The sequence below is a fragment of the Desulfosalsimonas propionicica genome, from assembly GCF_013761005.1.
In the GTDB taxonomy this organism is placed as follows: Bacteria; Desulfobacterota; Desulfobacteria; order Desulfobacterales; family Desulfosalsimonadaceae; genus Desulfosalsimonas; species Desulfosalsimonas propionicica.
The window spans coordinates 576,858-600,965 of record NZ_JACDUS010000001.1; the positions used below are offsets into that span (position 1 = coordinate 576,858).

The window sequence follows — 24,108 nt, forward strand, 5'->3', positions numbered from 1 at the left end:
AGCGTCGGCAAAAAGCCGCCGCGCCTTATGCCGGGCGTTGAGGGATAATAGTGATAAATGTTGAACAAATAAAAATTGATATTCGCATACCACAGGATGAAATGCGGATAGTAATGATGCAGCCTTTTATCCAGTTTCACTCAACCCCTGGTTCCTCTCCTAAAGAGCCGTTCAGATGGTCTTATACCGCTGTCAATGAACAGCTGAATGCGATTAATCACACTCTGGATATCTCGCAAGGCAGCTTCGGTGGGCGGGGTGCCAACTTCACGTTATTTCCTGAATATGCAGTGCCGGGAGTTAAGGGTGTATCGACCATTAATGATCGGATTTCAGAAACTGACTGGCCCAATGAGAGCATCATAATTGCCGGCGTTCACGGGATCTCGAAGTCCGAATATGCAGATTTGTGTAACATGCTTGGCGCTGTAGTCAGCGAGTCGAACGCGCCGGACACGGTCCCGAATGACCAATGGGTAAATTGCGCTGTGATATGGGTCAAGGCCTACGGCGGTACGATTGGAAAGTGGGTGCAGCCGAAGGTCCGGCCTGCCTGGCCGGAAATGAATGTCCCTTGCAGCGATATGTTTCGTGGCAGCACCATTTACGTCTTTGAGGGTCGATACGAACCGAGTGACTATCCGTGCAGGATCGTGACTTTTATATGTTTCGACTGGGTTGCTGCCGTGGCTGGATCTACTGTTTGGCGTGAATTCCTTTCGCAGCTTAACGAGATTAAAACACCATCCGACCTGGATTGGGTTTTCGTTATTCAACACAACACAGGGCCAAACCACTCCTCATTTCTCAACAACACATACCAGTTTTTAACAGATACATCGTATGCATTCATCCATAGAGACAAGGCTACAATCATTCATGCAAACACTGCGGTTTCCCGAGAGCCGGTTCGCACTGGGCTAGGAGGATTTTCGGCGTGTGTATTATCGCCTACCGCGCAGTTTGAATGCAATTGTCGCCGGCCCACGGTATGCACACAACCTAGCTCGCTCAGAGGTAGCGATATACTTGAACGCTGCAAAGATGTTGTCTTCAGGGAAATGGGAGAATGCATTCATGTCTTTAGCGTCAGAGTCCCTCGTTTCGCGGGATATGACGCAACCGATAGAACTTATCCGTTACCAACGGCTGGCGTTTATGCAACTCGCGACACCAGTGATCCAAGACTTTGTAACGGTCCAGTTCCAGCTGCAGTCAAATGGATCAATGATTCTCTTGATATTATGCGTCATCTATCGGCAACCATGCTTTCGGGGCGCCCTCTTAAAATTTCGGCTGAAGAAATTGAGCCCTTCATTATAGCCGGGATTCGCGCAATAAATGGACCGATGTCCTTGGACCAAGTCAACTGGGCTACGTGTTCTTATTCAAACGGCATGGTGTCGCGAGATTTGAACCGCCGCGATAATGCTGATTTGTGGTCAGAACCTGAGGCCGACGCCTTGGAGCACTTACTCCATTCGCTAACTGCAATCGGCCTTGCTTACAGTTTAGAAATTTCAGGCGCCATGCTTCACTGCTCGATACAAACAGATAATGGATTTGTGCAAGTTGTTGCAATTCGCGGTGATACATATCAGGATTGTCGCCTCCATTATGACCGTTTAGTCCGACAACAAAGCCCAGATCCGGTCCTGATAATAGCTCGTGATCGTCATAACGTCCCCCCAGTACCGGAAGAGTTTTGGAGAATTGATGAAATTGATGGTGAAAGCGGCTTGGCATTTCTCGACTTCCAGACACTGATTAATAGTTGCCGCGCTCTCTCCGATACTCATACCTTAAAGGAGCAGCTTGATGCAGTCTTACCAGGACATCGTCAAATCATATGACAGACTCAAAAAAGTACTCGAAGATCGTATTCTCGAAAAGGGTACTAAATTGACTGCCTCACCAGATGATGACTATCCCCTGCTATTGCTGGAAACTTCTTCTGATTCAGCGGCATTTGCGATTATCAATGGCACTTCCGAATCATCGTTTGCCCGCGCGTATGATACCTTCAAGAAGCTCTACCGGGAGAAACATACTTATTGGAGAAATCGCAACCTGTCTTTCGTTATCTGCCGGTCAGAGCCGAAGCCTGCGAGTGATGCATTTTTTGGTTCATTGGAGACAGATGTATATTTTTGCCGAAAATACGTTATCAATTTATCGCACTCCCCAGATGAACTTGAGCGAGAACTGCTTCGGCTCCCTTTCCTCCCTTTCCCAGAAGATCAGGTGGGCATGCTCGTGCGACCACCCTCTGCACAGACGCTTCTGCAGGACCTGAATGTAAGCGCTGTACTATCGCGCCAGATAGTGGTTCCCAGAGAGTATTCCGCATCCCATATTGTTGAACAACTTCTTGCTAAAAAGGAAACACTACCCCAAATTAATTACGGGGCAGAACCAGTTATGCAGCAGCAAGTTCAACCTGTAGAGCGCATGCGAGTCAGGACAGTTGAGATTGAAGCCTTTCGAGCATACAAAAAAAAGCAAGTATTCGATGTGGACGCGGATATTGTTGTTCTTTATGGACCTAATGGTCTTGGGAAGACGTCCTTTTTTGATGCAATTGACTACTTATGTACAGGGAGAATAGGGCGTCTTTGCCGTCAGCGAATCAGTCAAAAGCGCTTCATCAATATCGCCCGTCATTTGGCCTCAACAACCAGTGACGGTTTGGTTTCAGGCTACCTGAGCCAAGGGAGCGCAGATCATTCAGTGGCACGAAGGGTTGCCGAATGGGGTGCTACATTAATTGATGGGGAGGAGCATGATCGAGCGAGCACATTGCAATTTCTGACTGCAGCCCAGTGGGGCCCCAAAAAAGCGCGGATCGAGCACCTCGAACGTCTCTTTCGAGCGACACACCTTTTTAGTCAAACCGACCCGGAACTAATGGTTGAATTTGAGCAAAATTCCACACTTTCTTCCGATCTGGTATCACGGATGCTGGCCCTAGATGATTATGCCTCAGGATTGGCAAAAGCAGAAGCGGTATTGGGAAAGCTGGAAAAACTAATTACCCAGAAAAAACAACAGATAGACGATCTTAAGGAGGAAGTGAGCCAGGTAAATTTGCGGCTACAGGAATTGCCGCAAATTCGGGGGGAGGTTGAAGGTGAGAGGCAAATCTCCAAGATTGTCGTCGAACTGATCAAGGAACTGCCACGCCTTACTGATATGGAAATTGATGAAACCCAACCAACTGCAGAGAATGCCCGTGAATGGCGAGCCATGGCTGAATCGGCCCTCAAAAATGCCCAAAACAGTCTTCGACGCCTTCAGGTGATAGAATCCGACTTGGCAAAATACGATAAGAACAAACACGCACATCAAGAAACCGTGGCTCAGATTGCAAAGCTCGAGGAGGCACTCAAAGAGAGAAAAAATGAGCAAGAGCAACAAAAAGAGGCATTGGATAAACTTTCAACCAATTTAGAACAAGAACGCACCATTTTGGCGCGCGCAAAGTCACGTCAGCAGTGTTTGACAAAGCTTGACCGCCTCCAACAGATTTATCGGAAGACTGATAGCTCGCTCCGTCATTGGCACGAGGAGCTGAATCGAATATCTGGGGAAATAGAGAAGATTGATACTGAGCTTCAGCCGTTGTTGACTGTCGCAGAAAATCTGCGAACTCAAATTGCCAAGCATAACGAAACGATTCGAGACCATTCTCAAAAAATACAAGCTTTATCGGAAATTCAAGATGGTCTTCCGGCATGGCGGGAGAATCGGGGATTCATAATCAGTCTTAAGGAATCTATTGCTAAGGCGCAATCAACCCTACGAAGCGTCAATGCCGATATTGACGAGCTCAAATCTGGAATGACTGAAAAGGAGCAGGAACTTGCCACGTGCGAGGAAAAATATAAAGAGTTTTCGGCAAACCGAGCTGAAATTTCTCAATTACTTGATAAACTGGAGGCCCACGTATCAAACGGGATCTGTCCCACATGTGGCACTGATCATAAATCAAAGAGGACGTTGATCCAACGAATTCACGCTCAAAAGGAAGCAAGGCCTGCTTTTGTAGACGAGCTCTCGAAACGCTGTGACGAACTCCGAAATGACCTGAAAAAGGACAAAACATCCCTTGCGACGGCCACCACGAAATACTCATACAAGACCAAAGAACTACAGGAAAATGAAAAAAAGCTTGCGGATGCACGTCAATCTTTGGTCCTATTCGAGAGCAGGGTGGTAAGTACGGGGCTTTCAGTGAACGAAGATCTCGCAGACGCTATATCACGCAAAACTACACAGGAGAAGCAGGCGTTTGACCGTTCACGGGCCGATCTCACTCGGCTCGAATCCGAGTTGGATAGTAGCACCAAACGCATGAAGGAATTAGAGCAGAATCGTGTGGAGAAGGAAGGAATTCGGAAGCAGGCAACGGCAACTATTGCGTCTCTGGAAAAACAGCTCGATGACCTCCATGTTAAAGCTGATGAATTGGATCTATCCCTTGAAATGACCTCTCAGGAACTGGCGGCGGAGAGCAAACAGGCCGCATCGCTTGAAGCAGAGGCTATCAAACGCATTGGTCATTTCTCTCCTCAGAAGGATGCACTCACGAATGATTTGAGTATGATTAAAACAAAGATCAGTCAGGCCAGAAAAAAAATTGGCACTCTATATCAAGAAAAAGAACGGTTGGAAGAGGATATGGGAGACTTCGTTGAGCGGGCAGCGGCTGTACTTGATCGTGATGCACTCACCCCTGAAGCCATTAGCGAGAAGATAAAACTAACAGAGGAGCGCGTTGATCAGCTGCATGCGATCCAGAGACGCTGTTCGACGCTCGAGCTATCACTGGATGCCGCTCAACGAACTGCGATACGGTCGGAACTCGAGTCTCAAGTCAAATCACTGACAAACCAGGAGAGCGTTCTCAGAGAAGAAACCTCTAAATTATCAAAGATTAAGAACTGGTTTGAGAGAGTAAGAGAGGTGCTTGATAGGCAGAGTTCCCGTGCTGTCGCCAATCATGTTGAGACGCTTGGCCCTCTTACAACGTTAATCCAGAAGCGACTTCGCACTGTGTACGGATTCGGCGACATTGCCCTTGATGCTAAAGGAAAGGAGATCCGTGTCGCGGTTGGATGGGAAAGCGAGAAAGTCAAGCCTGCCGACTATTTCAGCGACTCACAGAAACAGATACTCATGCTCAGTATGTTTCTCGCAGGCAGACTGACCCAGACCTGGTCCGGCTTTGCGCCGATCCTAATGGATGATCCGGTTACTCATTTTGATGATCTCAATGCGTTTGGTTTTGTGGAACTCATAAGAGGCCTTGTGAGTACGTCCCCGGGTAGGCGACAATTTTTCATCTCCACTTGTGAACAGCGCTTGTTCGACTTAATGATAAAGAAATTTAGAAGCTTAGAAGGAGGAGCAAAATTTTACAAATTTGAGAGCATTGGTCGTGATGGGCCGGTTGTGCATAGCTTAGGTAAATAAAGCATATATTGACTAAATTCAATCCAGATCATGCACAAATGCTCGGTGACATTCTTCACGGAAAATCTGGAGAAGGAATTCGGGGGCACCTTGCTCAATTCTAACCAGAAAAATTCGCCGGATAAAACCGGTGATTTTCACCTTCGGCCAATAATATACACATGAAAATGCAAATGACGGGAGTTTGAATGGAAAACGGGCAACTGAATTGGATTGCCAATTTTATCTGGGGCATCGCGGATGACGTTCTGCGGGATGTTTACGTACGGGGCAAGTACCGTGATGTGATTTTGCCCATGACGGTGATCCGCCGTCTTGATGCCTGCCTGGAGGCCACTAAGCAGGATGTGCTCAAGATGAGCGAACAGCTTGACAAGGCGGGCGTTGCCAACAAGGTTGGCGCTTTGTCCAAGGCGGCTGGTCCGGACGCCAATCACGCTTTTTATAATGACTCGCCGTTTACCCTCCGCGACCTCCAGGCCCGCGCTAAGCAGCAGCAGCTCAAGGCCGACTTTGAGGCCTACCTGGACGGCTTTTCACCCAATGTCCAGGAGATCCTTGACAAGTTTAAATTCCGCAATCAGATTTCCACACTGATCGATGCCGACGCACTCGGCCCCCTTATTGAAAAATTTCTCGACCCGGACATCAACTTAAGCCCCCATCCCGTCCGCGACGCCGGGGGCTCCATCCGCCTGCCCGGCCTGGACAACCACGCCATGGGCACCATCTTCGAGGAGCTGATCCGCCGCTTCAACGAGGAAAACAACGAGGAAGCCGGCGAACACTTTACGCCCCGCGACGTTGTCCGGCTGATGGCCAATCTGATTTTCTGGCCTATTGCCGACCATATTCAGTCCGCTACATACCGGGTCTACGACGGCGCCTGCGGCACCGGTGGCATGCTGACCGTGGCTGAAGATACCCTTCGAGATCTTGCCAATAGCCGGGGCAAAGACGTCTCCATCCACCTGTTCGGCCAGGAGGTCAACCCCGAGACCTATGCCATCAGCAAGGCCGACCTGCTGCTCAAGGGTGAGGGGGCTGGCGCGGAAAACATGAAGTTCGGCTCCACTCTCTCCCGCGACGCTTTTCCCTCGGGCGAGTTTGACTTCATGCTATCCAATCCGCCGTACGGCAAGAGCTGGAAAATGGACCTTGAGCGCATGGGCGGCAAGAAGGATATGTCTGACCACCGCTTTATCGTTCAGCATGACGGTGACGAGCTTTCACTGATCACGCGTTCCAGTGACGGCCAGCTCCTGTTTTTGGTCAACAAGCTGACCAAAATGGTCGATCCAACGGGCAAAAGCCCCCTTGGCAGCCGTATCGCCGAGGTCCACAACGGCTCGTCCCTGTTCACCGGTGACGCGGGTTCGGGTGAATCCAACATCCGTCGCTGGATTATTGAGAACGACTGGTTGGAAGCCATCATCGCGCTGCCGCTGAACATGTTTTACAACACCGGCATTGCCACCTACATCTGGGTGCTCACCAACGCCAAGCCGGAGAACCGCAAAGGCAAGGTCCAGCTCATCGACGCCACGCAGATTTACCAGCCCCTGCGCAAGAACATGGGCGCAAAGAACAGCGAGCTTTCCGAGGAGCAGATCAAACGGATCTGCGAGATGTTTTTGGCCTTTGAGGAAACAGAGCAATCGAAAATTTTTTCGAATGAGGCCTTTGGCTATTGGAAGATTCGCGTTGAGCGGCCCTTGCGCCTGCACAGCCAGTTGACTCGCCGAGCGATTCGGTCCCTAAGGTACGCCTCGGGCGACGAGGACATCCGCCAGGCCCTGCACGAGGAATTCGGTGACGCGATCTTTGACAACTTCTCCTCCGTGCGCAAGCAGGTGGAGAAGACCCTCCGTGACTGGGGCGGCAACAGTGATGAGGACTCCGGGGTGGACGAGGACAGCGACACGCCCAGGCGAAAAGCCATTCCGGAGAAGAAGCGCAAGAAGCTGCTCAAGCCCGACACCTGGAAGCGGGACAAAAAGCTGTATGACGCTGCCCGTGCCCTGCGGGCCGAGGTGGGAGAGGGCCTTTTCACCGACCACAACCGCTTCCGCGACGCCGTGGCCGATGCGCTGGAGAAGGGGGGCATCAAGCTCTCCGCCGCCGAGCAGAAGAGCATTCTCAATGCCGTGAGCTGGCGGGTGGAGGACGCGCCACCGGTGATCAAGAAGGTCCACAAGCTCGGCAAGGCTGAAGTCGATCCGCTCCACGGCCTGTACGCCAATCCCGTTGGCGACCCCGGGCTCGTCCTGGAATACGAACCCGACTCCGAACTGAGGGACAGCGAACAGGTGCCGCTTTTGGAGGAAGGCGGGATCGAGGCCTTTTTCAGCCGTGAAGTCCTGCCCCACGTACCTGACGCCTGGATCGACGGAACCGCCACGAAGCTGGGCTATGAGATTTCCTTTACCCGACACTTCTACAAGCCGCCGGAGCTGCGGCCGCTGGATGAGATCAAGGCCGACCTGCTTAAATTGCAGGAAGAAGGCGAGGGGCTGCTTGAGGAAATAGTCGGAGGTCAGAAGGCATGAGTGATGTACTGAAGCCCTACCCCGAATACAAGGACTCCGGCCTGCCGTGGCTGGGGCGGGTGCCGAAACATTGGGAATGTCTGCCACATCGGGCCATCTTCGAAGAGGTCAAGGAACAAGGGCATTTAGATGAGCAATTGCTTTCGGTCACGATCGGCAGAGGCATCATCCGCCAAGAAGATCTTTTGGCTGACTCCTCGAAGAAGGATTCCTCAAATCTCGACAAGTCCAAGTACAAACTCGTCCTCCCTGGCGACATAGCCTACAACAAGATGCGCGCTTGGCAGGGCGCGGTGGGAGCATCAAAGTATCGAGGGATCGTCAGTCCAGCCTATATCGTGCAACGGTTGCGGGGCGAGCTCAGATCAGAATACTTCCATTATCTGTTGAGAACGCCCGGCTTCGCCAAGGAAGCGGAACGTTGGTCGTATGGCATTACTTCAGACCAATGGAGCCTGCGCCCGCAACACTTCAAGATGATCTATTCATGCCTGCCGCCGCTCGACGAGCAAGAACTGATCGTTGGATTTCTTAGTGGACTTGACCGGCACGTCCGCCGCTTCATCCGAAATCGGCGGCGGCTGATCGAGGTGTTGAACGAGCAGAAGCAAGCCATCATCAACCGGGCCGTGACCCGTGGTCTTGATCCCGACGTGCCCCTTAAACCCTCAGGCACCGAATGGATAGGGGATATCCCAGAGCATTGGGAAGCAACGACGCTTGGGAGGCTCGTCACTACATTTAAAACAGGTCCGTTCGGTAGCATATTGCATCAATCGGACTACATTCCCGGCGGCACGCCGCTGGTTAATCCTGTACACATGTCGGGGGGACGCATTACACTTGATGTGAATTGCGCCGTTGACGGTGCAACGTTCCATCGGCTACGAGAATATGCCTTAATAGAGGGAGACATCGTTTTCTCGCGCAGAGGTGAACTCGGGCGCTGCGCCTTAGTCCGGAAAGAGGAGGCTGGTTGTCTGATCGGAACGGGAAGCATTCGGGCAAGACTAATCCCCAATATGATCAACCATGACTTCCTCATTGCAGCGCTTAATGGTTGGTGGGTTGCCGAGTACCTCTCGCTAATGTCGGTAGGTGCAACCATGCAGAGCTTGAATACCGGAATACTAAGCCGTCTTCCTTTGCCGTTGCCACCAATCGAGGAGCAAGTGCAGATAACAATGTTGATTGAACGGGAGTCAGCTCTCGTGGATAAATCTATCGCCAAGGCTCAACGCGAAATCGGCCTCATCCGCGAATACCGAACTCGCCTGATTGCCGACGTGGTCACCGGCAAGGTGGATGTGCGGCATCTGGCCCCGACGCCGGGCAGTGAAGACCTGGAAGAGACGGTTGAATCTCTTGAACCACTGGAAGAAGACATCGCTGATGCCGTGATTGATGATGAGGAGCGCGTCAATGGACCCGACTGATAACCCTAACGGAAACAGTCTCGGCAAACAGGGGGATTACCCGCGCCTGCTGACCGAAATCAAGGAGCGCATCCGCTCCGCCCAGTATGAAGCCCTCAAGGCGGTCAACAAGGAACTGGTGGGTTTGTACTGGGACATCGGGCGGATGATCGCAGAGCGCCAGGAGACCGAGGGCTGGGGCAAATCTGTGGTAAAGCGGTTATCCGCCGATCTGCGGCAGGAATTCCCCGGTGTGAGCGGTTTTTCAGTCCAAAACCTCTGGTATATGCGCCAGTTCTATTCGGAGTACCATGGCAACGAAAGACTCCAACCGCTGGTTGGAGAAATCGCCTGGGCGCATAATCTTGTCATCATGAGCAAATGCAAGGACCCCCTGGAACGGGAATTTTATCTTCGCATGACCCGCAAGTTCGGCTGGTCGAAAAACGTCCTCCTCCACCAGATCGACAACCAGAGCTATGAAAAATCGCTTTTGGGCCAGACCAATTTTGACCGGGCGCTGACGCCGGAGTTGCGCGCTCAGGCCAAACTGGCGGTAAGGGACGAGTACACCTTTGATTTTCTGGAGCTGGGTGAAGATCACAGCGAGCGTGAGCTGGAACGATCCCTCATCGCCCGGATCGAGGATTTCCTGCGAAGCATGGGCGGCATGTTCGCCTTCATGGGCAGTCAGTACCGGCTGGAAGTGGAAGGGAAAGAGTTTTTCATCGATCTTCTCCTGTTTCACCGGCGCCTGCGTTGTCTTGTGGCTATTGAGCTGAAAATCGGTGAATTTCTGCCGGAGTTCGTCGGTAAGATGCAGTTCTATCTGACGGCGCTGGACAGGCAGGTCCGCCAGGCGGATGAAAACCCCTCCATCGGCATCATTCTCTGCAAGGAGAAGAATCGCACGATTGTGGAATATGCCCTGCACGACGCCCGAAAGCCCATGGGCGTGGCGACCTATGAAATCACCAGGACTTTGCCGAAATCGTTGCAAGGGCAACTGCCGTCTCCGCAGGAGATCGCCCATTTGCTGGAGGATTTATGAATCCGACCGACACAAGCGAAAAAGGCCTGGAAACGCTGATTGTCGAATCCCTCGTGGACGAGGCGGGCTATGTTCAGGGCACAAACGACGACTACAGCCGCGAGCACGTGGTCGACCTGACCATGCTGCGGATGTTTTTGGAGGCCACCCAGCCGAAGACGGCTGAGGCCCTGGCCATGGATCAGGACTGCCCGAAGCGAACGCAGTTTCTCCATCGCCTGGATGCGGAGATTGCCAAACGCGGCGTGATTGACGTCTTGCGCAAGGGTGTTAAGCACGGCCCGATCAGCCTGGAGCTGTTCTACGGCACGCCGACGCCGAGTAACACCAGGGCGGCGGAGCTGCACGCGGCGAACATCTTCAGCGTGATCCGGCAGCTCCGCTACAGCCAGGACGAGATGCAGCTTGCCCTGGACCTGGGGCTGTTTATCAATGGCCTGCCGGTGGCCACTTTCGAGTTGAAGAACTCGCTGACCAAGCAGACGGTCGCTGACGCTGTGCGGCAATACAAGCGGGACCGAAGCCCGAACGAGCCGCTGTTTAAGTTCGGCCGCTGCATGGTGCATTTCGCCGTGGACGACCACGAGGTACGGATGTGCACGCATCTCAAGGGTAAGGACTCGTGGTTCCTTCCTTTTAACCAGGGATGGGACAATGGGGCCGGAAACCCGCCGAATTCGATTGGACTGAAGACGGATTACCTCTGGAAGCGGATTCTCACCAAGCCCGGGCTGACCGACATCCTGGAAAACTACGCCGAGGTGGTTGAGGAGAAAGACGAGCGCGGCCGAAAGAAGCCCCCCAAGCAGATATTTCCCCGCTATCACCAGCTCGACGTGGTGCGAAAGCTCCTGGCCGACGCTGAGGCCGAGGGAGCGGGCAAAAAATACCTCATTCAACACTCTGCGGGCAGCGGCAAAAGCAACTCAATCGCATGGCTGGCCCACCAGTTGATCGGCCTGGAGCACGGGGGCAAGGCGATTTTTGATTCCGTGGTGGTCATCACCGACCGGCGGGTGCTGGACAAGCAGATTCGGAGCACGATCAAGCAGTTCGCCCAGGTGTCTTCGGTGATCGGAGCGGTGACGGGTGACTCGGTCAGCAAGACGCAGCAGCTCAGCGCTTTTCTCAAGGCTGGTAAGAAAATCATCATCTCCACGGTGCAGACATTTCCGTTTATTTTGGACGAGATCGACGATGAGCATCGCGGGAAGCGGTTTGCCATCATTATCGACGAGGCCCATTCCAGCCAGGGCGGCAAGACTTCGGCGAAGATGCACATGGCGCTGGCCGACCGGAAAGAATCCAAAACCGAGCCGGATAATAACGATGAGTGGTTCATGGCAGCAGAGGAGCGGGCCGAGTACAAGGCCGCACCATCTGAAGAAGAAACTCTGGAGGACATGATCAACGAAATCATGGAGTCACGGAAGATGCTGACCAATGCCAGCTACTTCGCCTTCACGGCCACGCCCAAGAACAAAACTTTGGAGATCTTCGGTATCCCGGACAAGCCGGTGGGCGGCAAGATACCGCACCGGCCGTTTCACAGCTACACCATGAAGCAGGCGATCCAGGAAGGTTTTATTTTGGATGTGCTGGAGCACTACACGCCGGTAAACAGTTGGTATCGCCTGGCCAAGACCGTGGAGGACGACCCGGAGTTCGACATAAAGAAGGCCGGTAAAAAGCTGCGTCGGTATGTTGAGTCGCACGATCACGCCATCCGGACCAAGGCCGAGATCATGGTCGACCACTTCCATGAGCAGGTGATTGCACGTCGAAAGATCGGGGGGCGGGCGCGGGCCATGATCATCTGCAGCAGCATCAAGCGGGCGATCCAGTACTTTGAGGCAGTATCGGCGTACCTCAAGGAGCGAAAAAGCCCGTACCACGCCATCGTGGCTTTTTCCGACTTTGAGCAGGACGGCAAGAAGATCACCGAGGCCTCCCTGAACGGATTCCCGAGCAGCAAGATCGAGGCGTATTTCAAGGCGGAGGAAGTGAAAGGGATTTCCGGCAAAGATCCGTACCGTTTCCTGATCGTGGCCGACAAGTTCCAGACCGGCTACGACGAGCCGCTGCTGCACACGATGTATGTCGACAAGGTGCTCTCCGGTATCAAGGCGGTGCAGACGCTGTCGCGCCTGAACCGGGCGCACCCGCAAAAGACCGATACCTTTGTGCTGGACTTCATGAATGACGCGGACACGATCACCAGGGCATTTTCCGATTACTACCGCACGACGGTGCTCAGCGAAGAGACGGATCCGAATAAGCTGCACGACCTCAAGGCGACGTTGGATGGCTATCAGGTCTACAGTGACGAGCAGGTTGATCAACTGGTCAGGCTTTTTCTCGGCGGCGAGGACCGCGACAAGCTGGACCCGATACTCGATGCCTGTGTCGGGGTGTATAATGAGGATCTGGTTGAAGATGAACAGGTGGATTTTAAGGGCAAAGCCAAGGCATTTGGCCGGACGTATCAGTTCCTGGCCTCTGTTTTGCCATACACGAATGCCGAGTGGGAGAAGCTGTCAATATTTCTTGATTTTTTAACCCCGAAGTTGCCCGCTCCCGTGGAAGAGGACTTGTCAAAAGGCATCCTCGAGTCCATTGACATGGAAAGCTATCGAGCAGAAAAACAGGAAACAATGAAACTTACGCTGCCAGACGAGGATTCTGAAATCGCCCCCGTACCCACAAGCGGGGGTGGTCGCAAGCCCGAACCTGAACTCGACGCGCTGAGCAACATCATAAAGGCATTCAACGACCGCTTTGGAAACATCGACTGGGAGGACGAAGATCGCATCCGCAAGGTGATTACAGAAGACATTCCCGCCAAGGTTGCGGCGGATCAGGCATATCAGAATGCCATGAAGAACAGCAGCAAGTCTGCGGCTCGCCTGGAGCACGACCGGGCGCTGGAAAAAGTGGTCATTGAAATGCTCTCCGACCACACGGAATTGTTCAAACAATTCAGCGATAATCCGGATTTTAAAAAGTGGCTGGCGGACACGATTTTCGGAGTGACCTATGAGGAAGCTTTTTGAAACACAGGGGAGTGCCTAATCGTTCAGGATTGAGTCGACCAATCATGTACAAATAGCCATTGCTTCCAGGTTTTGATTGGAAAATGGAAAGGCCCTGTTTTTTGACCAAATAATAAAGATTCTATGGAGACAGTAAATGAAAAAATTATTCGCTTTATTCGTAATGTTAATACTTTTCACAGGTTGTTCGCATAATTTGCGGATTACGAATTTAAATGAAAATTTCACACACCCTGTGAGTCCACCTCAGGAAACGGTTACTATCGGAGTTGTTGGCGCCCAAATGAATGATCCGGTCAATAGTGGCTATCTTTTTTCGGTAGTTTCTGCTCTGAGAGGATCAGGCAATTTTGACAGAGTTATTTATCCTTATTCCCATTCCTCCCATGGATCAGAGGTTGAAGCTATTGTACAAATAAGTATTTTGCCTGAATACGATGGGAATGCCAGTAATTTCTTTGTAAATTTTCCCGGATTTCTTATTTTCGCTCCCGCTATATGGGGGTATGGCTACCAAGCCGATATTGCAACCATGGTTGATATTTCATATCCGGATTTAAAGAAATCTGAACATTCTGAAATACATTTGACATACACTTTCCGCCAGGCTGAAATAGACCGGACCTGGACAGAGATAGGATGGTTGGAAGTAGGCATTATCCCTTTGATTGGCGGATTTGTTTTCACTCAATATGATCCGGATGTGACCGAGCCTTTTATTTCTGAAGTTTCTCCCAATTACGGAAGATATGTGAGCACGAAGATTACAGAGTCACTTTATTCTACGCTTGAAAAAAACTATTAAAATTCTAATAAAAATCAAGCAGTTGTTGCTTTCGCCGAGATTGATGGAAATCTATCATGCATGGAAGGGCAGCCTGTCAGATTTTTCGGCGCAAAATGTGTTTTTTGGGGTATGACTTAGGGTCAGTTTAATTTACTGCATAAAATTCACAGGGATAAATCAGAACAAGAACGGGAGCAAAGATGAAAATAAAGCTTCAATTTGCAGTTATCGGGTTTATAGTGATAGCCCTGTCAGGCTGTGCAAGTATGAAACCGCCGACAATTACAGACTCCGGGCCGATATTTTCAGCAGAAACTGCATATGTTGTCGAAGCAGACACATCCTCTGCCGAAATGCGGTTGGCGGTTCAAAAAGCCATCTCAGATCTGGGGATTGCAACCTGGAGCGGGCCTTTATCAGAAAAACCTGATCATATGGATATTTACGTTGAGTGTTCAGATAACTAGAGGTGGGATATGATCATGTATCTTTCCTCATTAAATGTGACGGTCTATGATAATGAAACTGATAAAATGATCGGAACCAGCGGTTATGACAACACAGGCTTTTTCCACGCCTTTCCGGCTGCCGACCAAAAGGCTAAAGAAGTTGTGAATTCAATTTTTAAAAGATAGTATCAAAAATAAAAAGGCATAGGCTGGTCTTGAGGTCCCGAAAACAGAACGAAAACAGCGTTTTCCCATGGCGGCCGAGCTCATTGAAATCGCCCTGCTTGAAGCAGATCCGGAACGTGTCCTGTATTGGTTCGACCGGCTGCCGGAGAGAAAATATGACCGGCCGGGCGTTGACAATAATGAAGTGGCAGAAGCAAAGGCAAAAATATCTGCAGAAACTGAGAGAGAAACATGCCTGCAAAACCCGGCTGATGGAGGTTCTCGACAGCCTGGAGGGCGTACCCATTATAAAAAAGCAAGCTCGTTAAAAAAGACGAGGGTTTGCCAAAACAAATATGGTCCCGCAACGGAAGTTAAATGAATCGGCATTTCTGAAGGGCGGCGACTATTTGGTTTTCAGGTGTGGGGTAAAAATTTGATCTGCTATAATATGGCCTTGACAATACGTACGCCATGCCGTACATTATTATAAAAAATAATAAGGTGAAATATGCCTACTTTATCGGCAACAGAGGCGCGGTCCAAATTGTACCGCCTTATCGACCAAGCATCCAAATCGCATGAACCAGTTGTGATCACCGGGAAACGGGGAAATGCGGTTCTGATTTCAGAAGATGACTGGCGTTCCATTCAGGAGACCATGTATCTTTTAAATATTCCCGGTATGCGTGAGTCCATTCGTGAAGGCCTGGCGACCCCGGTTGAGGATTGTACTGAGGAAATTGATTGGTGAGTTGGCGAATCATTTTCACGAAGCAGGCTCAAAAAGATGCGAAAAAATTATCAGCATCCGGGCTCAGATCCAAAGCGGAAGAATTAATACAAATCCTTTGTGATAATCCCTATCAAACGCCGCCCCCGTATGAAAAGCTTTTGGGTGATTTAGCCGGTGCATATTCACGACGTATCAATATTCAGCATCGGTTAGTTTACCAGATCATCGATAATGAAAAGAGGGTAAAGATCATCCGCATGTGGACTCATTACGAATAACCCAGCAGAGCCAGGCCTTTCGCCCGGACAAGAAATCTGTTGCGCTCCGTTTTCGCCGGCGCATGAAAATGCCCTTTTAGAGCGCGATGATATCCTGCCTATCCCCCTTTACGGTTATCCTCAAACATTTCCACCGGCATCTGGTGTTGAAGTTTCCAGACCATCTGTATAGGACGTTCGCTCTGATAGCTTTGGCAGGCTGCAGGGCCAAGGTAGGTGAATGGAACCGTGCAGTTATTTTGCTTCTTATGGCTGCGGACAAAGATTAAAATCGTATATCCGCGTTGGATATGATGGATGAGGTTTTGGCCGGTTTTTGAATTCTGCCGGGTATTGGACTGGGATTCCCAATGCAGAAGCTCCCGGCTGATCGGAAAATCAGCATACATGGTGGACGGTGAAAATTCCTTTTCGGTTTTCTGAAAGGTGATCATGACACCGTAGGCTTTTATATCCGGCAGATGAACGATGCCGACACCCCTTTGACCGGCTGTTTCAAAGGTTGCCTGGCCCAGGGCAGCCAGAATGTCTTTGAATCCGTATTGGGCATGAAGCTCCAGGGGGCAGGCAAAAGGGGCAGATCCGGCCGGATGCCGGCAACCGGTGTTTCGGATTCAGCCCATGCCAGTATTTCTTCTATATCCGAAAGCGTTGCCGGGTTTCTGGAAAGCCTGTCAAAGGATTCCCGCAGGGAGTTCATGCCCAGGGTGTTTCCTCTTTCCGCCCATATCCGGTAGTGGATCATAATGGCTGTGTTGCCGGCTGCCGATATTGCCCGATCCACCTGTTGAGTTTTCAAAAGCCCCACAATTTCTTGCAGCCGGGCAATCTCAGCGGGGCCGTTGGTCAATGCAAGGCGAATCAGGGCGTTTTTCATGCGCGTTATATCCGGGTCTGACGGAAATTCTGTCAGCCTGGCTTTTGCCTTCCAGGTCGACCAGGTTTCCCGGATCAGTAGGCGCTCCGGTTCATAATCATGGTGGCGGATAAAATTGCCAAAGGTCAGGGGCTGGCCGGTTTCATGGGAAAATGCGCGGAGGCGCTCCGGCACCTGCACGGCCAGGTTTTTTAAATTCTCCCGGATATTTTCCAGAACATGGCGCCGGGAAAGGCGGTCGAGCTGGATGGCGCAGCCGGGCGGGAGGTGGGGAAAATCCTGCTCTACTTCCCGGTCAATGGAAAAGCGATGTTTGGGCAAAAGCGCTTTAATCTTGGTGTCAATGCGGTATTTGCGGTGCGCCTGGCCCACAAAATCGAGCACGGTAAGGCAATCCTTGCCTGGACTATGGCGCAGGCCCCGGCCGAGCTGCTGCAAGAATACGGTCAGACTCCGGGTGGGGCGCAAAAACAAAACAATGTTGATATCCGGCAAATCCACCCCTTCGCTGAGTTTGTCCACGGTAAACAAAAACTTAAGCTGGCCGGATTTTAGCTGGTTCAGCAAAGGTTCGTAATGGCCGGGATGATTGCCGGAGACATAGGCTGCGGAGGCAAGGCCGTGCTTGTGAAACATTTCCGCCATATACTCCGCGTGCTCGATGGAAACGCAAAAGCCGATGCCTTTTACCCCTTCCATGTCCGGCTCATAGCGATGTAGGGCGGATAGGATGGCATCAAGGCGCTGGCGGGCTTGGATATGATTGCCGGTATAAACTTTTTCCAGTTCATGTGTATCGTATTGGCCGTTTTTCCAGAACCGGTCATCTGAAAGCGAGACCGGATCAGTCACGCCAAAGTAGTGAAACGGGCAGAGAAGCTTTTCTTCCAATGCTTCAGGCAGGCGGATTTCTGCTGTAAACCGGTTGTCAAAATCCGCCAGTACATTGCCGCCGTCCATTCGTTCCGGTGTGGCGGTAAGGCCCAGAATAATTTCAGGGGAAAATTCTTCAAAAACCGGGCGATAGCTCGATGCAGTGCCGTGGTGAGCCTCGTCGATAATGATAAAATCATAAAATCCGGGTCCCACTTGGTTCCATAACCGCCTGGAGGTGAGCATGCTCACGGTGCAGAACAAATGATCAAACCGTTCTGCCTGGTAGGTGCCGCCCAGGACATCGCCAAAACCGGCATCCCGTAAAACATTTCTGAAAGTTTCCTGCGCCTTGGTTAAAATCTCCACGCGGTGGGCGACAAAAAGCAATCGCGCCTGTCTTTTTTTCCGTTCATAAAAGCGCTGAAAGTCAAATGCGGCGATAACAGTTTTGCCGGTGCCGGTGGCGGCCACCACGAGATTGCGGGTAAGGCCCCGCACTTCACGCTCTGTTTCCAGGGTTTCCAAAATGCGTTCCTGGAAAGGATGGGGCCGGAGATCGAAAAAAACAGCCGATTGCGGCTGCGCATGCCGTGCGCGGCGGATGGCGCTGCGCAAGGGGGCGGGATCTTCCGGGTCAAAAGGAACAAATTCCCGGCTGTGCCAGTAGGTTTCAAACTCGGCGGTGAATTTTTCAAGGATATGCGCCATGTCCTGTGCAGTCACTTTCAGGTTCCATTCCAGGCCGCTGGTGATGGCGGCATGGGACATGTTGGCCGAACCAATATAGGCGCTGGAAAAACCCGAATCGCGCCTGAAATGATAGGCCTTGGCGTGGAGCCGGGTGCGCTCGGTATCGTAGGATACGCGCACATTGACATTGGGCAGTGCTGCAAGCCATTCGATTGCCGGCGCATCCGAGGCCCCCATGTAGGATGTGGTGATCAGGCGGACAGGGATATTGCGGTCCCGCAAATCTTCAAATGCGGGTATCAGCAGGCGCAGGCCGGACCACTTGATAAAAGATACCAGAATGTCCACGCCATCGGCAGAGCGCATTTCAGCGGCCAGTTCGTGCACGAGCTGGGGATCTGAAGGCGATCCGGTAAAAAGACTGCTTTCTGAAACAGGCGTATGCGGCCGGGGCATGTGGGATGTGCCGTAATGCGGCGGGGTGATTTCAAGGAGAAGGGATTTTTTTGTTGAAACCAGTTTTTTCGTGTCTGCATCAGGGCTGTTTGAAAGCTGCTCAAGAATTAAATTGCACAGGGCAAGCCGGTTTTCCGGATCCGATTCTTCCCGCAGCACCTGTTCTAAAACTTTTGCGACAAAATCGGCATACCGCGCGGGCTGCTCTTCTGCATCCAGCTTTCCGAGCACGGGTCGCAGTTCCGGGTATTGCCGCAGGACATCCTGGAGATGTTTGTCGATAAGCGCGTCATACATGCCGAAAGCAGGCTTTGATGTCATCGGGCGGATTCTCTCAGGCAGCTATGCTTGTTGTTGATGCGCATTATATCCCTTGTTTTCCAATGCGATAATTCAGGTAGGATTTGACCACAGCCACATCTGCTTCTGCCCATTCCAGGGCCAATAACCGGTCATGGGCGGTCCATTGAACGGCATGGTGTTCTGCGGGTTTAATGCGGCCATGGGTTATCCGGCAAACAAAGGGATGAAGCCGGATATAAAGATCCGGATAAGAATGGCTTGATGGCGGCAGCATGGTTTTAATTTGGATCTCAACGCCCAGTTCTTCCTTGATCTCCCGGATGATACAGTTTTCCGGAGTTTCGCCTGGATTGATTTTTCCTCCGGGAAACTCCCATTTAAACGGCATTGCCATGGCCGGGCCGCGCTGGGCCGCCAAAACCTGCCCGTTTTTTTCTATAATTGCGCAGGTGACCTCAATGGGGCCATTGCTATCAACTGCCTTGCTGTTTTTGCGGCGTTCAGATATGTCTTCAGGCATGTGACAGGCGCTTTGCAAATCTTTAGGGTGATTTTTGGTCGGCAGCCATTGCGAAAGTAAATTCAATCTCGCAGATTCTCCGGTGTTTGTAAAGTTCCGGACGAACCCTTTCCGGAAGAATTCCGGGGGCATGGTGATAGAACCGGCTAAGCTTTTCCGGAAAACATAGCGGTCATAGCACATCAAATGATTCCGGGTGGATTTCGGGATCTGCTCTTTTGCCGTGATCACAAGGAATCCGTTGGGCTTTAGCGCGTTTATAACCTATGCTTTGCTGATCACAACACGTTTTCCTTTTGCCGCTACATGAAATTCCCCGCGAAACCCTTCTTTTAAAAGGGCTGTGGCTGCAGCCTTGATTCGTGCCGGAAATCGTGTTTTGTCTTTGAATTTGGTGCCTGTATAGGCTTTGAACGCATTTCCGACCACGATTTCAATTTCCATTAATCCATCATATCCTGGTTTTTCAAAAGCAAGCTCCCACTGTGACTGCCCGGGATTTTCCTTCAAAAGCTTACGGAATTTGGCCGTTATTCCTGTATCCGGGTTTTTTGTGTATGGAATGTCCACAACCACGCCACGAAGGTCTGCGCTTTTTTGGGGCAGTTCAAGCCGCAGTTTTTTCTTTTCCGCGATCAGGGTAAAAGCCTTTTGTCCGGTTTCCGGGGCAGGGGTGAAAACTCTTTGGAAAAACCTGGCTATCTGGCTTTCTTCCTTGTAGGAAATCCGGTATTCATTTTCACCCGTATTCCTGGATACATGCGCATTAAATGTTTTTTCATCTGCAACGATTTTAATCTCACGGTTTTCTCCGGGTTCAGGCGGATTGTCTTCAAAAAACGCGTTGATGAATTTCTGATTCACCTTAAAACCGTGGGTGCAGATGGACGGGTGGAAAAATATAACCTGCTGGAGCCTGGCCCGCATGAAATAACGTGCCAGAACAAATTCAGCCCGGTCTTTTACAAGGTTTCTGAATGCTTCCTGAGTCCAGTAGGGCTCATATTCCGGCTTCAGGCTGAAAGTATCGTTTTCCCGGTCCAGCACAAAACAATCCTCCGGGGCGTTGCTCAGTTTGTCCAGAGGCATTCTTTTGAGGTGGGAGGATACTGAAGAAAGGCGAAAATTTTCAGGGTCAGAAGATTTGGCCAGTGCATCATAATCTGAAATCTGGTTTGGGTGATTCAAATAATGGGATAAAAACTTGCTGGCGATATCATCTGTTTTCCAGCGGGTTCCCTCCAGTTCCAAAAGAGACAGGAGCACAACCATTTTATAGGATTTTACCGGATTGAGGCCCGATTCGATATGGGAAAGCAGATATTCGCCAGGGGTGTTGATCAGGCTTTTTTCAAATTCAGTGATATTGCCATTTTCGCAGAATTTTTTTGCCCGGAGCCAGTTGCCGAATTTTTTCAGGAAAACATAAGGGTCGATGTCATAGGCATTATGCAGCATATCACGCAGCTGCAGATCGATTTTGCCAAGGTCTGCCTTAATATCCTGGTAAATCATCTTCAGGCGGTCTTCAACAGACATTTCCCGTTGAAAAATCTGTTTTATCCGGGCATCCCAGAGCCTCTGGACTTCAAGCTCAGCACTGACATAGCAGCCCTGGGGAAGGTTTTGGGTTAACATTTTTCCGGGCTTTGCATCCGGGCTTGCTGCAAGCTGCGCTATGGAAGTATATCCGGCAAGGGCAAGGGGTGCTGTGTGTGCTTTTTTGAAGTTGCCCACAAAATCCAATACGACCAGAAACTCTTTTCCCGGATATTTGCGCAAACCCCGCCCGAGCTGCTGGAGAAACAGGGTAAACGACTGCGTTGGGCGCAAAAAAAGCACGTGTGTCAGGCCCGGGATATCAGTGCCCTCATTAAACAGGCTTGCAGTGCATATAACATTTAGGGGATCATGTTCATCCTGGAGCCGTGCTATTGCATCATGGCGCTGTGTATCTGTTGCCTCTCCCCAGAGTGCAGCTGCCGGAATATGGTGGTTTTCTGTGAGCTTTTCAGCAGTATACCGGGCGTGGCTGATTGAGCTGCAAAATGCCAGCGCCTTTATTTTGCCGGTTGCAGGCAGGTATTTTTTAAGATTGCCGGCCACAATGGCAGTGCGGGTATCATCTTTCAGGGCAATGTCTAAAGCTTCCTGGTCATAATCGGTGCCACGCCAGGAAATCTGTTCATAGTCGGTTTGATCATAAACGGCAAAATACTGGAAAGGCACCAGCCAGCCCCTGTCGACCGCCTCCAGTATCCGTATTTCATAGGCAACATTGTAATCGCAATGGGCCAGGACATCTCTTCCATCCATGCGCTCGGGTGTGGCGGTCAGGCCCAGAAGAAACCCAGGCCGGAAATGGGACAGTGCCCTCTGGTAGCCGTCTGCTTCAGCGTGGTGAAATTCATCAATAACAATATATTCAAATTGTTCCGGGGAAAAATTGTCCAGGCGGCTGTTTCGGCTCAGGGTCTGGATCATGGCAAAAACCGCTTTGCCATCGCCGATATTTGTATTGCCTCTTCCGTAGATTACGCCAAAGTCCGGGTCATTCATGACATTTCTGAAGGTTTCCAGGGCACCGGCAAGAATGTCTTCCCGGTGGGCCACAAACAAAAGGGTTTTGCACTGGCTTTGTTTAAAGTCAAATGCAGCAAGATAGGTTTTTCCGATCCCTGTTGCTGCCACCACCGCTGCCCTGGAGACCCCGAGGTTTCTTTGGGCAGCCAGATTCTCAAGGGCTTCTTTTTGTGCGTCATTGGGGGAAACAGTAAAATCGCTTCGGCCATAGGCATGTTCGGGGTCAAAGATCTCTGTATTATTTTCAGGCTTCAGGCCCCAGTTTTGATTTTTGCTAAAGCGTTGTTTGTAGCCGTTTATAAATTCCCGGGAAACCGGAACGGCCATGTCTTTCCACATTCGTTCAAACTCTGCCACTGCAGCCTGAAACGGCGGAGTCTGGTTATCGTATGAAACGTTTACCTCACGCGGGGAAAAATAATTCCATTCTATGTTGTTTACCATGCCGCCCATTGTGAAGTTGGATGAGCCTATGATCATGGCCCCCTGGCCGTCGCAGTGTTGAAAAAGCCATGTTTTTACGTGAAAATGGGGCGGCTCTTTGTCAAAGGCAATATCCGGGGGGTGGAATATCTTCAGGCTTTCTTCCGGCACTTGGGCTGCAAGATGTTCCAGATATTCCGGCCGCGTGATGTTGCCCATGGTTGAAAGCATGATTTTCATGCTCCCGCCGGTTTCCAGAAATTTTGAAAACTCGGAAATCAAAAGATTGGCTGCACCCGGGGAATAAAAGGCTGATGCGATCCATGCAGATCTGCTTTGGGCCAGCTCAGTGCGGATGGTATGTATCAGTTTGCCGTTGGCGTAGGGGTTGAAAACAAACATGGGAAATTTTTGAAATTCAATCTCACAAAGTTCCCCTCCGTTGACCTGATTAAGAAAAAGCCCCTTTTCAAACCCTCCCCGCTGGCGCCTCCGGGATTGGGCCCGGTGCAGCAGATCATCCAGGGTAAAGCCCTGGGTCTGAAGGGCTGCAAGGACAATTTCGAAAACATCAGCAGATTCTTTGAGGATTTCGTCCCTGTTGCCGCTGTTTAGTTCGCTGTAGAGTTCAATGGCTTCTTCAAGGATTTTTTCACTGATGGCAGAGATTCGTTCCCTGCCTTCCACCCGGCGGATAAATGGTTTTTTTCCGTGGCTCTCAATGATTTCCGGAATCCGGTCCCGCACCAGTTTACCGTAAACAATCGCGTTATTGTCCTTATTGTCCCGGCCGCCGGTCATTTTACCGCCTCTTTTTTCAGCACATAACCGAGCCATGCTTCGCCGGTTCCCAGAAGGGATGGCGTGCGCGAAAAATGGATTGCCTTGAGACCGGTGTTCTTGAAAACCTGGCGGATGTCTTTGTCCTGCCAGAGGTAAAAAGTGCGGTTCTGCTGGTCTGTAAATGATCCCTGCCCCTGTTTGAGGGACAGATAAACTGTCGCCTCTGTGCGGGCGCGCAGGGATTGGAGGATATTTTTGAAAACTGGCTCCAGACGGTTTTGCGGCAGGTGGACCAGGGCGCCGGAAAGCAGCAGGGCGTCTGCCTGAAGCGTTGAAAAATCATAGGTTTCAAAATCACCTATAATTACTTTGCAGCCGCTGTTTTGTCTGGCAAGCGCTGCCAAGCCATTAGAGGATTCAAATCCGGTTGCCTGAAGTCCTTTTTTTGTCAGCCACAAAAGATCGCGTCCGGAACCGCATCCAATATCGAGCACATGGGCGCCGGGCTGCAGGTTTTCTGCAAACGGCAAAAGAAAAGGGGACGGGTCAATGTGAAATGTCTTTTCGTGGTACTCTCTGCAATGGGTGGTGTAATAGTCCGGTAAGGTCATCGGCTGTTTTGAAAGGCTCAGGTTCATG

General features: G+C 51.0%; 17 protein-coding genes. 12 read left to right on the forward strand and 5 right to left on the reverse strand.

The features are described 5' to 3' along the window. The first annotated feature begins 50 nt into the window (after nucleotides 1-50). From HNR65_RS02470 to HNR65_RS02525, 12 genes are all read left to right on the forward strand, one after another. Nucleotides 51-1,853, forward strand: coding sequence for a hypothetical protein (locus HNR65_RS02470; protein WP_181549848.1), 1,803 nt, complete (start codon nucleotides 51-53; stop codon nucleotides 1,851-1,853). Continuing rightward, nucleotides 1,819-5,475 carry an AAA family ATPase gene (locus tag HNR65_RS02475; protein WP_181549849.1) on the forward strand — a complete coding sequence of 1,219 codons (3,657 nt, stop codon included), beginning with the start codon at nucleotides 1,819-1,821 and terminating at the stop codon, nucleotides 5,473-5,475. The genes HNR65_RS02470 and HNR65_RS02475 overlap by 35 nt, the downstream gene beginning before the upstream one ends. 188 nt (nucleotides 5,476-5,663) lie before the next feature. Continuing rightward, nucleotides 5,664-8,024, forward strand: coding sequence for a type I restriction-modification system subunit M (locus tag HNR65_RS02480; RefSeq protein ID WP_181549850.1), 2,361 nt, complete (start codon nucleotides 5,664-5,666; stop codon nucleotides 8,022-8,024). Then, nucleotides 8,021-9,460, forward strand: coding sequence for a restriction endonuclease subunit S (locus HNR65_RS02485; protein ID WP_181549851.1), 1,440 nt, complete (start codon nucleotides 8,021-8,023; stop codon nucleotides 9,458-9,460). The genes HNR65_RS02480 and HNR65_RS02485 overlap by 4 nt, the downstream gene beginning before the upstream one ends. Further along, nucleotides 9,447-10,490 carry a PDDEXK nuclease domain-containing protein gene (locus HNR65_RS02490; protein WP_181549852.1) on the forward strand — a complete coding sequence of 348 codons (1,044 nt, stop codon included), beginning with the start codon at nucleotides 9,447-9,449 and terminating at the stop codon, nucleotides 10,488-10,490. The genes HNR65_RS02485 and HNR65_RS02490 overlap by 14 nt, the downstream gene beginning before the upstream one ends. Continuing rightward, nucleotides 10,487-13,543 (forward strand): type I restriction endonuclease subunit R, encoded by a 3,057-nt coding sequence (locus HNR65_RS02495; RefSeq protein WP_181549853.1) that lies wholly within the window; start codon nucleotides 10,487-10,489, stop codon nucleotides 13,541-13,543. Before HNR65_RS02490 ends, HNR65_RS02495 begins: the two co-directional genes overlap by 4 nt. Nucleotides 13,544-13,679: 136 nt before the next feature. Further along, nucleotides 13,680-14,348 (forward strand): hypothetical protein, encoded by a 669-nt coding sequence (locus tag HNR65_RS02500; protein WP_181549854.1) that lies wholly within the window; start codon nucleotides 13,680-13,682, stop codon nucleotides 14,346-14,348. A gap of 182 nt (nucleotides 14,349-14,530) precedes the next feature. Then, the gene (locus HNR65_RS02505) at nucleotides 14,531-14,797 is read left to right on the forward strand and encodes a hypothetical protein (RefSeq protein WP_181549855.1); all 267 of its coding nucleotides are present in this window, start codon (nucleotides 14,531-14,533) and stop codon (nucleotides 14,795-14,797) included. A gap of 15 nt (nucleotides 14,798-14,812) precedes the next feature. Further along, nucleotides 14,813-14,965 carry a hypothetical protein gene (locus HNR65_RS02510; protein ID WP_181549856.1) on the forward strand — a complete coding sequence of 51 codons (153 nt, stop codon included), beginning with the start codon at nucleotides 14,813-14,815 and terminating at the stop codon, nucleotides 14,963-14,965. 67 nt (nucleotides 14,966-15,032) lie between these two features. Then, entirely contained in the window at nucleotides 15,033-15,326 is a 294-nt protein-coding gene (locus HNR65_RS02515) for a hypothetical protein (protein WP_181549857.1), read from the forward strand. A gap of 129 nt (nucleotides 15,327-15,455) precedes the next feature. Then, on the forward strand, nucleotides 15,456-15,698 hold the full coding sequence (locus tag HNR65_RS02520; RefSeq protein ID WP_181549858.1) for a type II toxin-antitoxin system Phd/YefM family antitoxin: 243 nt from the start codon (nucleotides 15,456-15,458) through the stop codon (nucleotides 15,696-15,698). After that, the gene (locus tag HNR65_RS02525; RefSeq protein WP_181549859.1) at nucleotides 15,695-15,958 is read left to right on the forward strand and encodes a Txe/YoeB family addiction module toxin; all 264 of its coding nucleotides are present in this window, start codon (nucleotides 15,695-15,697) and stop codon (nucleotides 15,956-15,958) included. The genes HNR65_RS02520 and HNR65_RS02525 overlap by 4 nt, the downstream gene beginning before the upstream one ends. Nucleotides 15,959-16,056: 98 nt before the next feature. Here HNR65_RS02525 and HNR65_RS17785 read toward each other — a convergent pair whose 3' ends face one another. From HNR65_RS17785 to HNR65_RS02545, 5 genes are all read right to left on the reverse strand, one after another. Next, nucleotides 16,057-16,518, reverse strand: a complete 462-nt coding sequence (locus HNR65_RS17785; RefSeq protein WP_220128277.1) for a DUF3427 domain-containing protein — start codon at nucleotides 16,516-16,518, stop codon at nucleotides 16,057-16,059. Then, nucleotides 16,407-19,178, reverse strand: a complete 2,772-nt coding sequence (locus HNR65_RS02530; protein WP_220128256.1) for a DEAD/DEAH box helicase — start codon at nucleotides 19,176-19,178, stop codon at nucleotides 16,407-16,409. The genes HNR65_RS17785 and HNR65_RS02530 overlap by 112 nt, the downstream gene beginning before the upstream one ends. 43 nt (nucleotides 19,179-19,221) lie before the next feature. Then, nucleotides 19,222-19,680: a (deoxy)nucleoside triphosphate pyrophosphohydrolase gene (locus tag HNR65_RS02535; RefSeq protein ID WP_181549860.1), complete on the reverse strand. Its 459-nt coding sequence runs from the start codon at nucleotides 19,678-19,680 to the stop codon at nucleotides 19,222-19,224. A gap of 264 nt (nucleotides 19,681-19,944) precedes the next feature. Then, a complete protein-coding gene (locus HNR65_RS02540; protein WP_181549861.1) occupies nucleotides 19,945-23,487 on the reverse strand; it encodes a DEAD/DEAH box helicase family protein in 3,543 nt (1,180 codons plus the stop codon). Continuing rightward, on the reverse strand, nucleotides 23,484-24,107 hold the full coding sequence (locus HNR65_RS02545) for a class I SAM-dependent methyltransferase (protein WP_181549862.1): 624 nt from the start codon (nucleotides 24,105-24,107) through the stop codon (nucleotides 23,484-23,486). The genes HNR65_RS02540 and HNR65_RS02545 overlap by 4 nt, the downstream gene beginning before the upstream one ends. Nucleotide 24,108 lies beyond the last annotated feature (1 nt).

What these genes read in the sequence shown, in the direction of transcription:
- HNR65_RS02535 (WP_181549860.1), bottom strand. Translation starts at nt 19,680, where the DNA reads ATGCCTGAAGACATATCTGAACGCCGCAAAAACAGCAAGGCAGTTGAT.
- HNR65_RS02530 (WP_220128256.1), bottom strand. Translation starts at nt 19,178, where the DNA reads ATGACATCAAAGCCTGCTTTCGGCATGTATGACGCGCTTATCGACAAA.
- HNR65_RS02540 (WP_181549861.1), bottom strand. Translation starts at nt 23,487, where the DNA reads ATGACCGGCGGCCGGGACAATAAGGACAATAACGCGATTGTTTACGGT.
- HNR65_RS02475 (WP_181549849.1), top strand. Translation starts at nt 1,819, where the DNA reads ATGCAGTCTTACCAGGACATCGTCAAATCATATGACAGACTCAAAAAA.
- HNR65_RS02545 (WP_181549862.1), bottom strand. Translation starts at nt 24,107, where the DNA reads ATGAACCTGAGCCTTTCAAAACAGCCGATGACCTTACCGGACTATTAC.
- HNR65_RS02480 (WP_181549850.1), top strand. Translation starts at nt 5,664, where the DNA reads ATGGAAAACGGGCAACTGAATTGGATTGCCAATTTTATCTGGGGCATC.
- HNR65_RS02510 (WP_181549856.1), top strand. Translation starts at nt 14,813, where the DNA reads ATGTATCTTTCCTCATTAAATGTGACGGTCTATGATAATGAAACTGAT.
- HNR65_RS02485 (WP_181549851.1), top strand. Translation starts at nt 8,021, where the DNA reads ATGAGTGATGTACTGAAGCCCTACCCCGAATACAAGGACTCCGGCCTG.
- HNR65_RS02495 (WP_181549853.1), top strand. Translation starts at nt 10,487, where the DNA reads ATGAATCCGACCGACACAAGCGAAAAAGGCCTGGAAACGCTGATTGTC.
- HNR65_RS02500 (WP_181549854.1), top strand. Translation starts at nt 13,680, where the DNA reads ATGAAAAAATTATTCGCTTTATTCGTAATGTTAATACTTTTCACAGGT.
- HNR65_RS02505 (WP_181549855.1), top strand. Translation starts at nt 14,531, where the DNA reads ATGAAAATAAAGCTTCAATTTGCAGTTATCGGGTTTATAGTGATAGCC.
- HNR65_RS02520 (WP_181549858.1), top strand. Translation starts at nt 15,456, where the DNA reads ATGCCTACTTTATCGGCAACAGAGGCGCGGTCCAAATTGTACCGCCTT.
- HNR65_RS02490 (WP_181549852.1), top strand. Translation starts at nt 9,447, where the DNA reads ATGGACCCGACTGATAACCCTAACGGAAACAGTCTCGGCAAACAGGGG.
- HNR65_RS02515 (WP_181549857.1), top strand. Translation starts at nt 15,033, where the DNA reads ATGGCGGCCGAGCTCATTGAAATCGCCCTGCTTGAAGCAGATCCGGAA.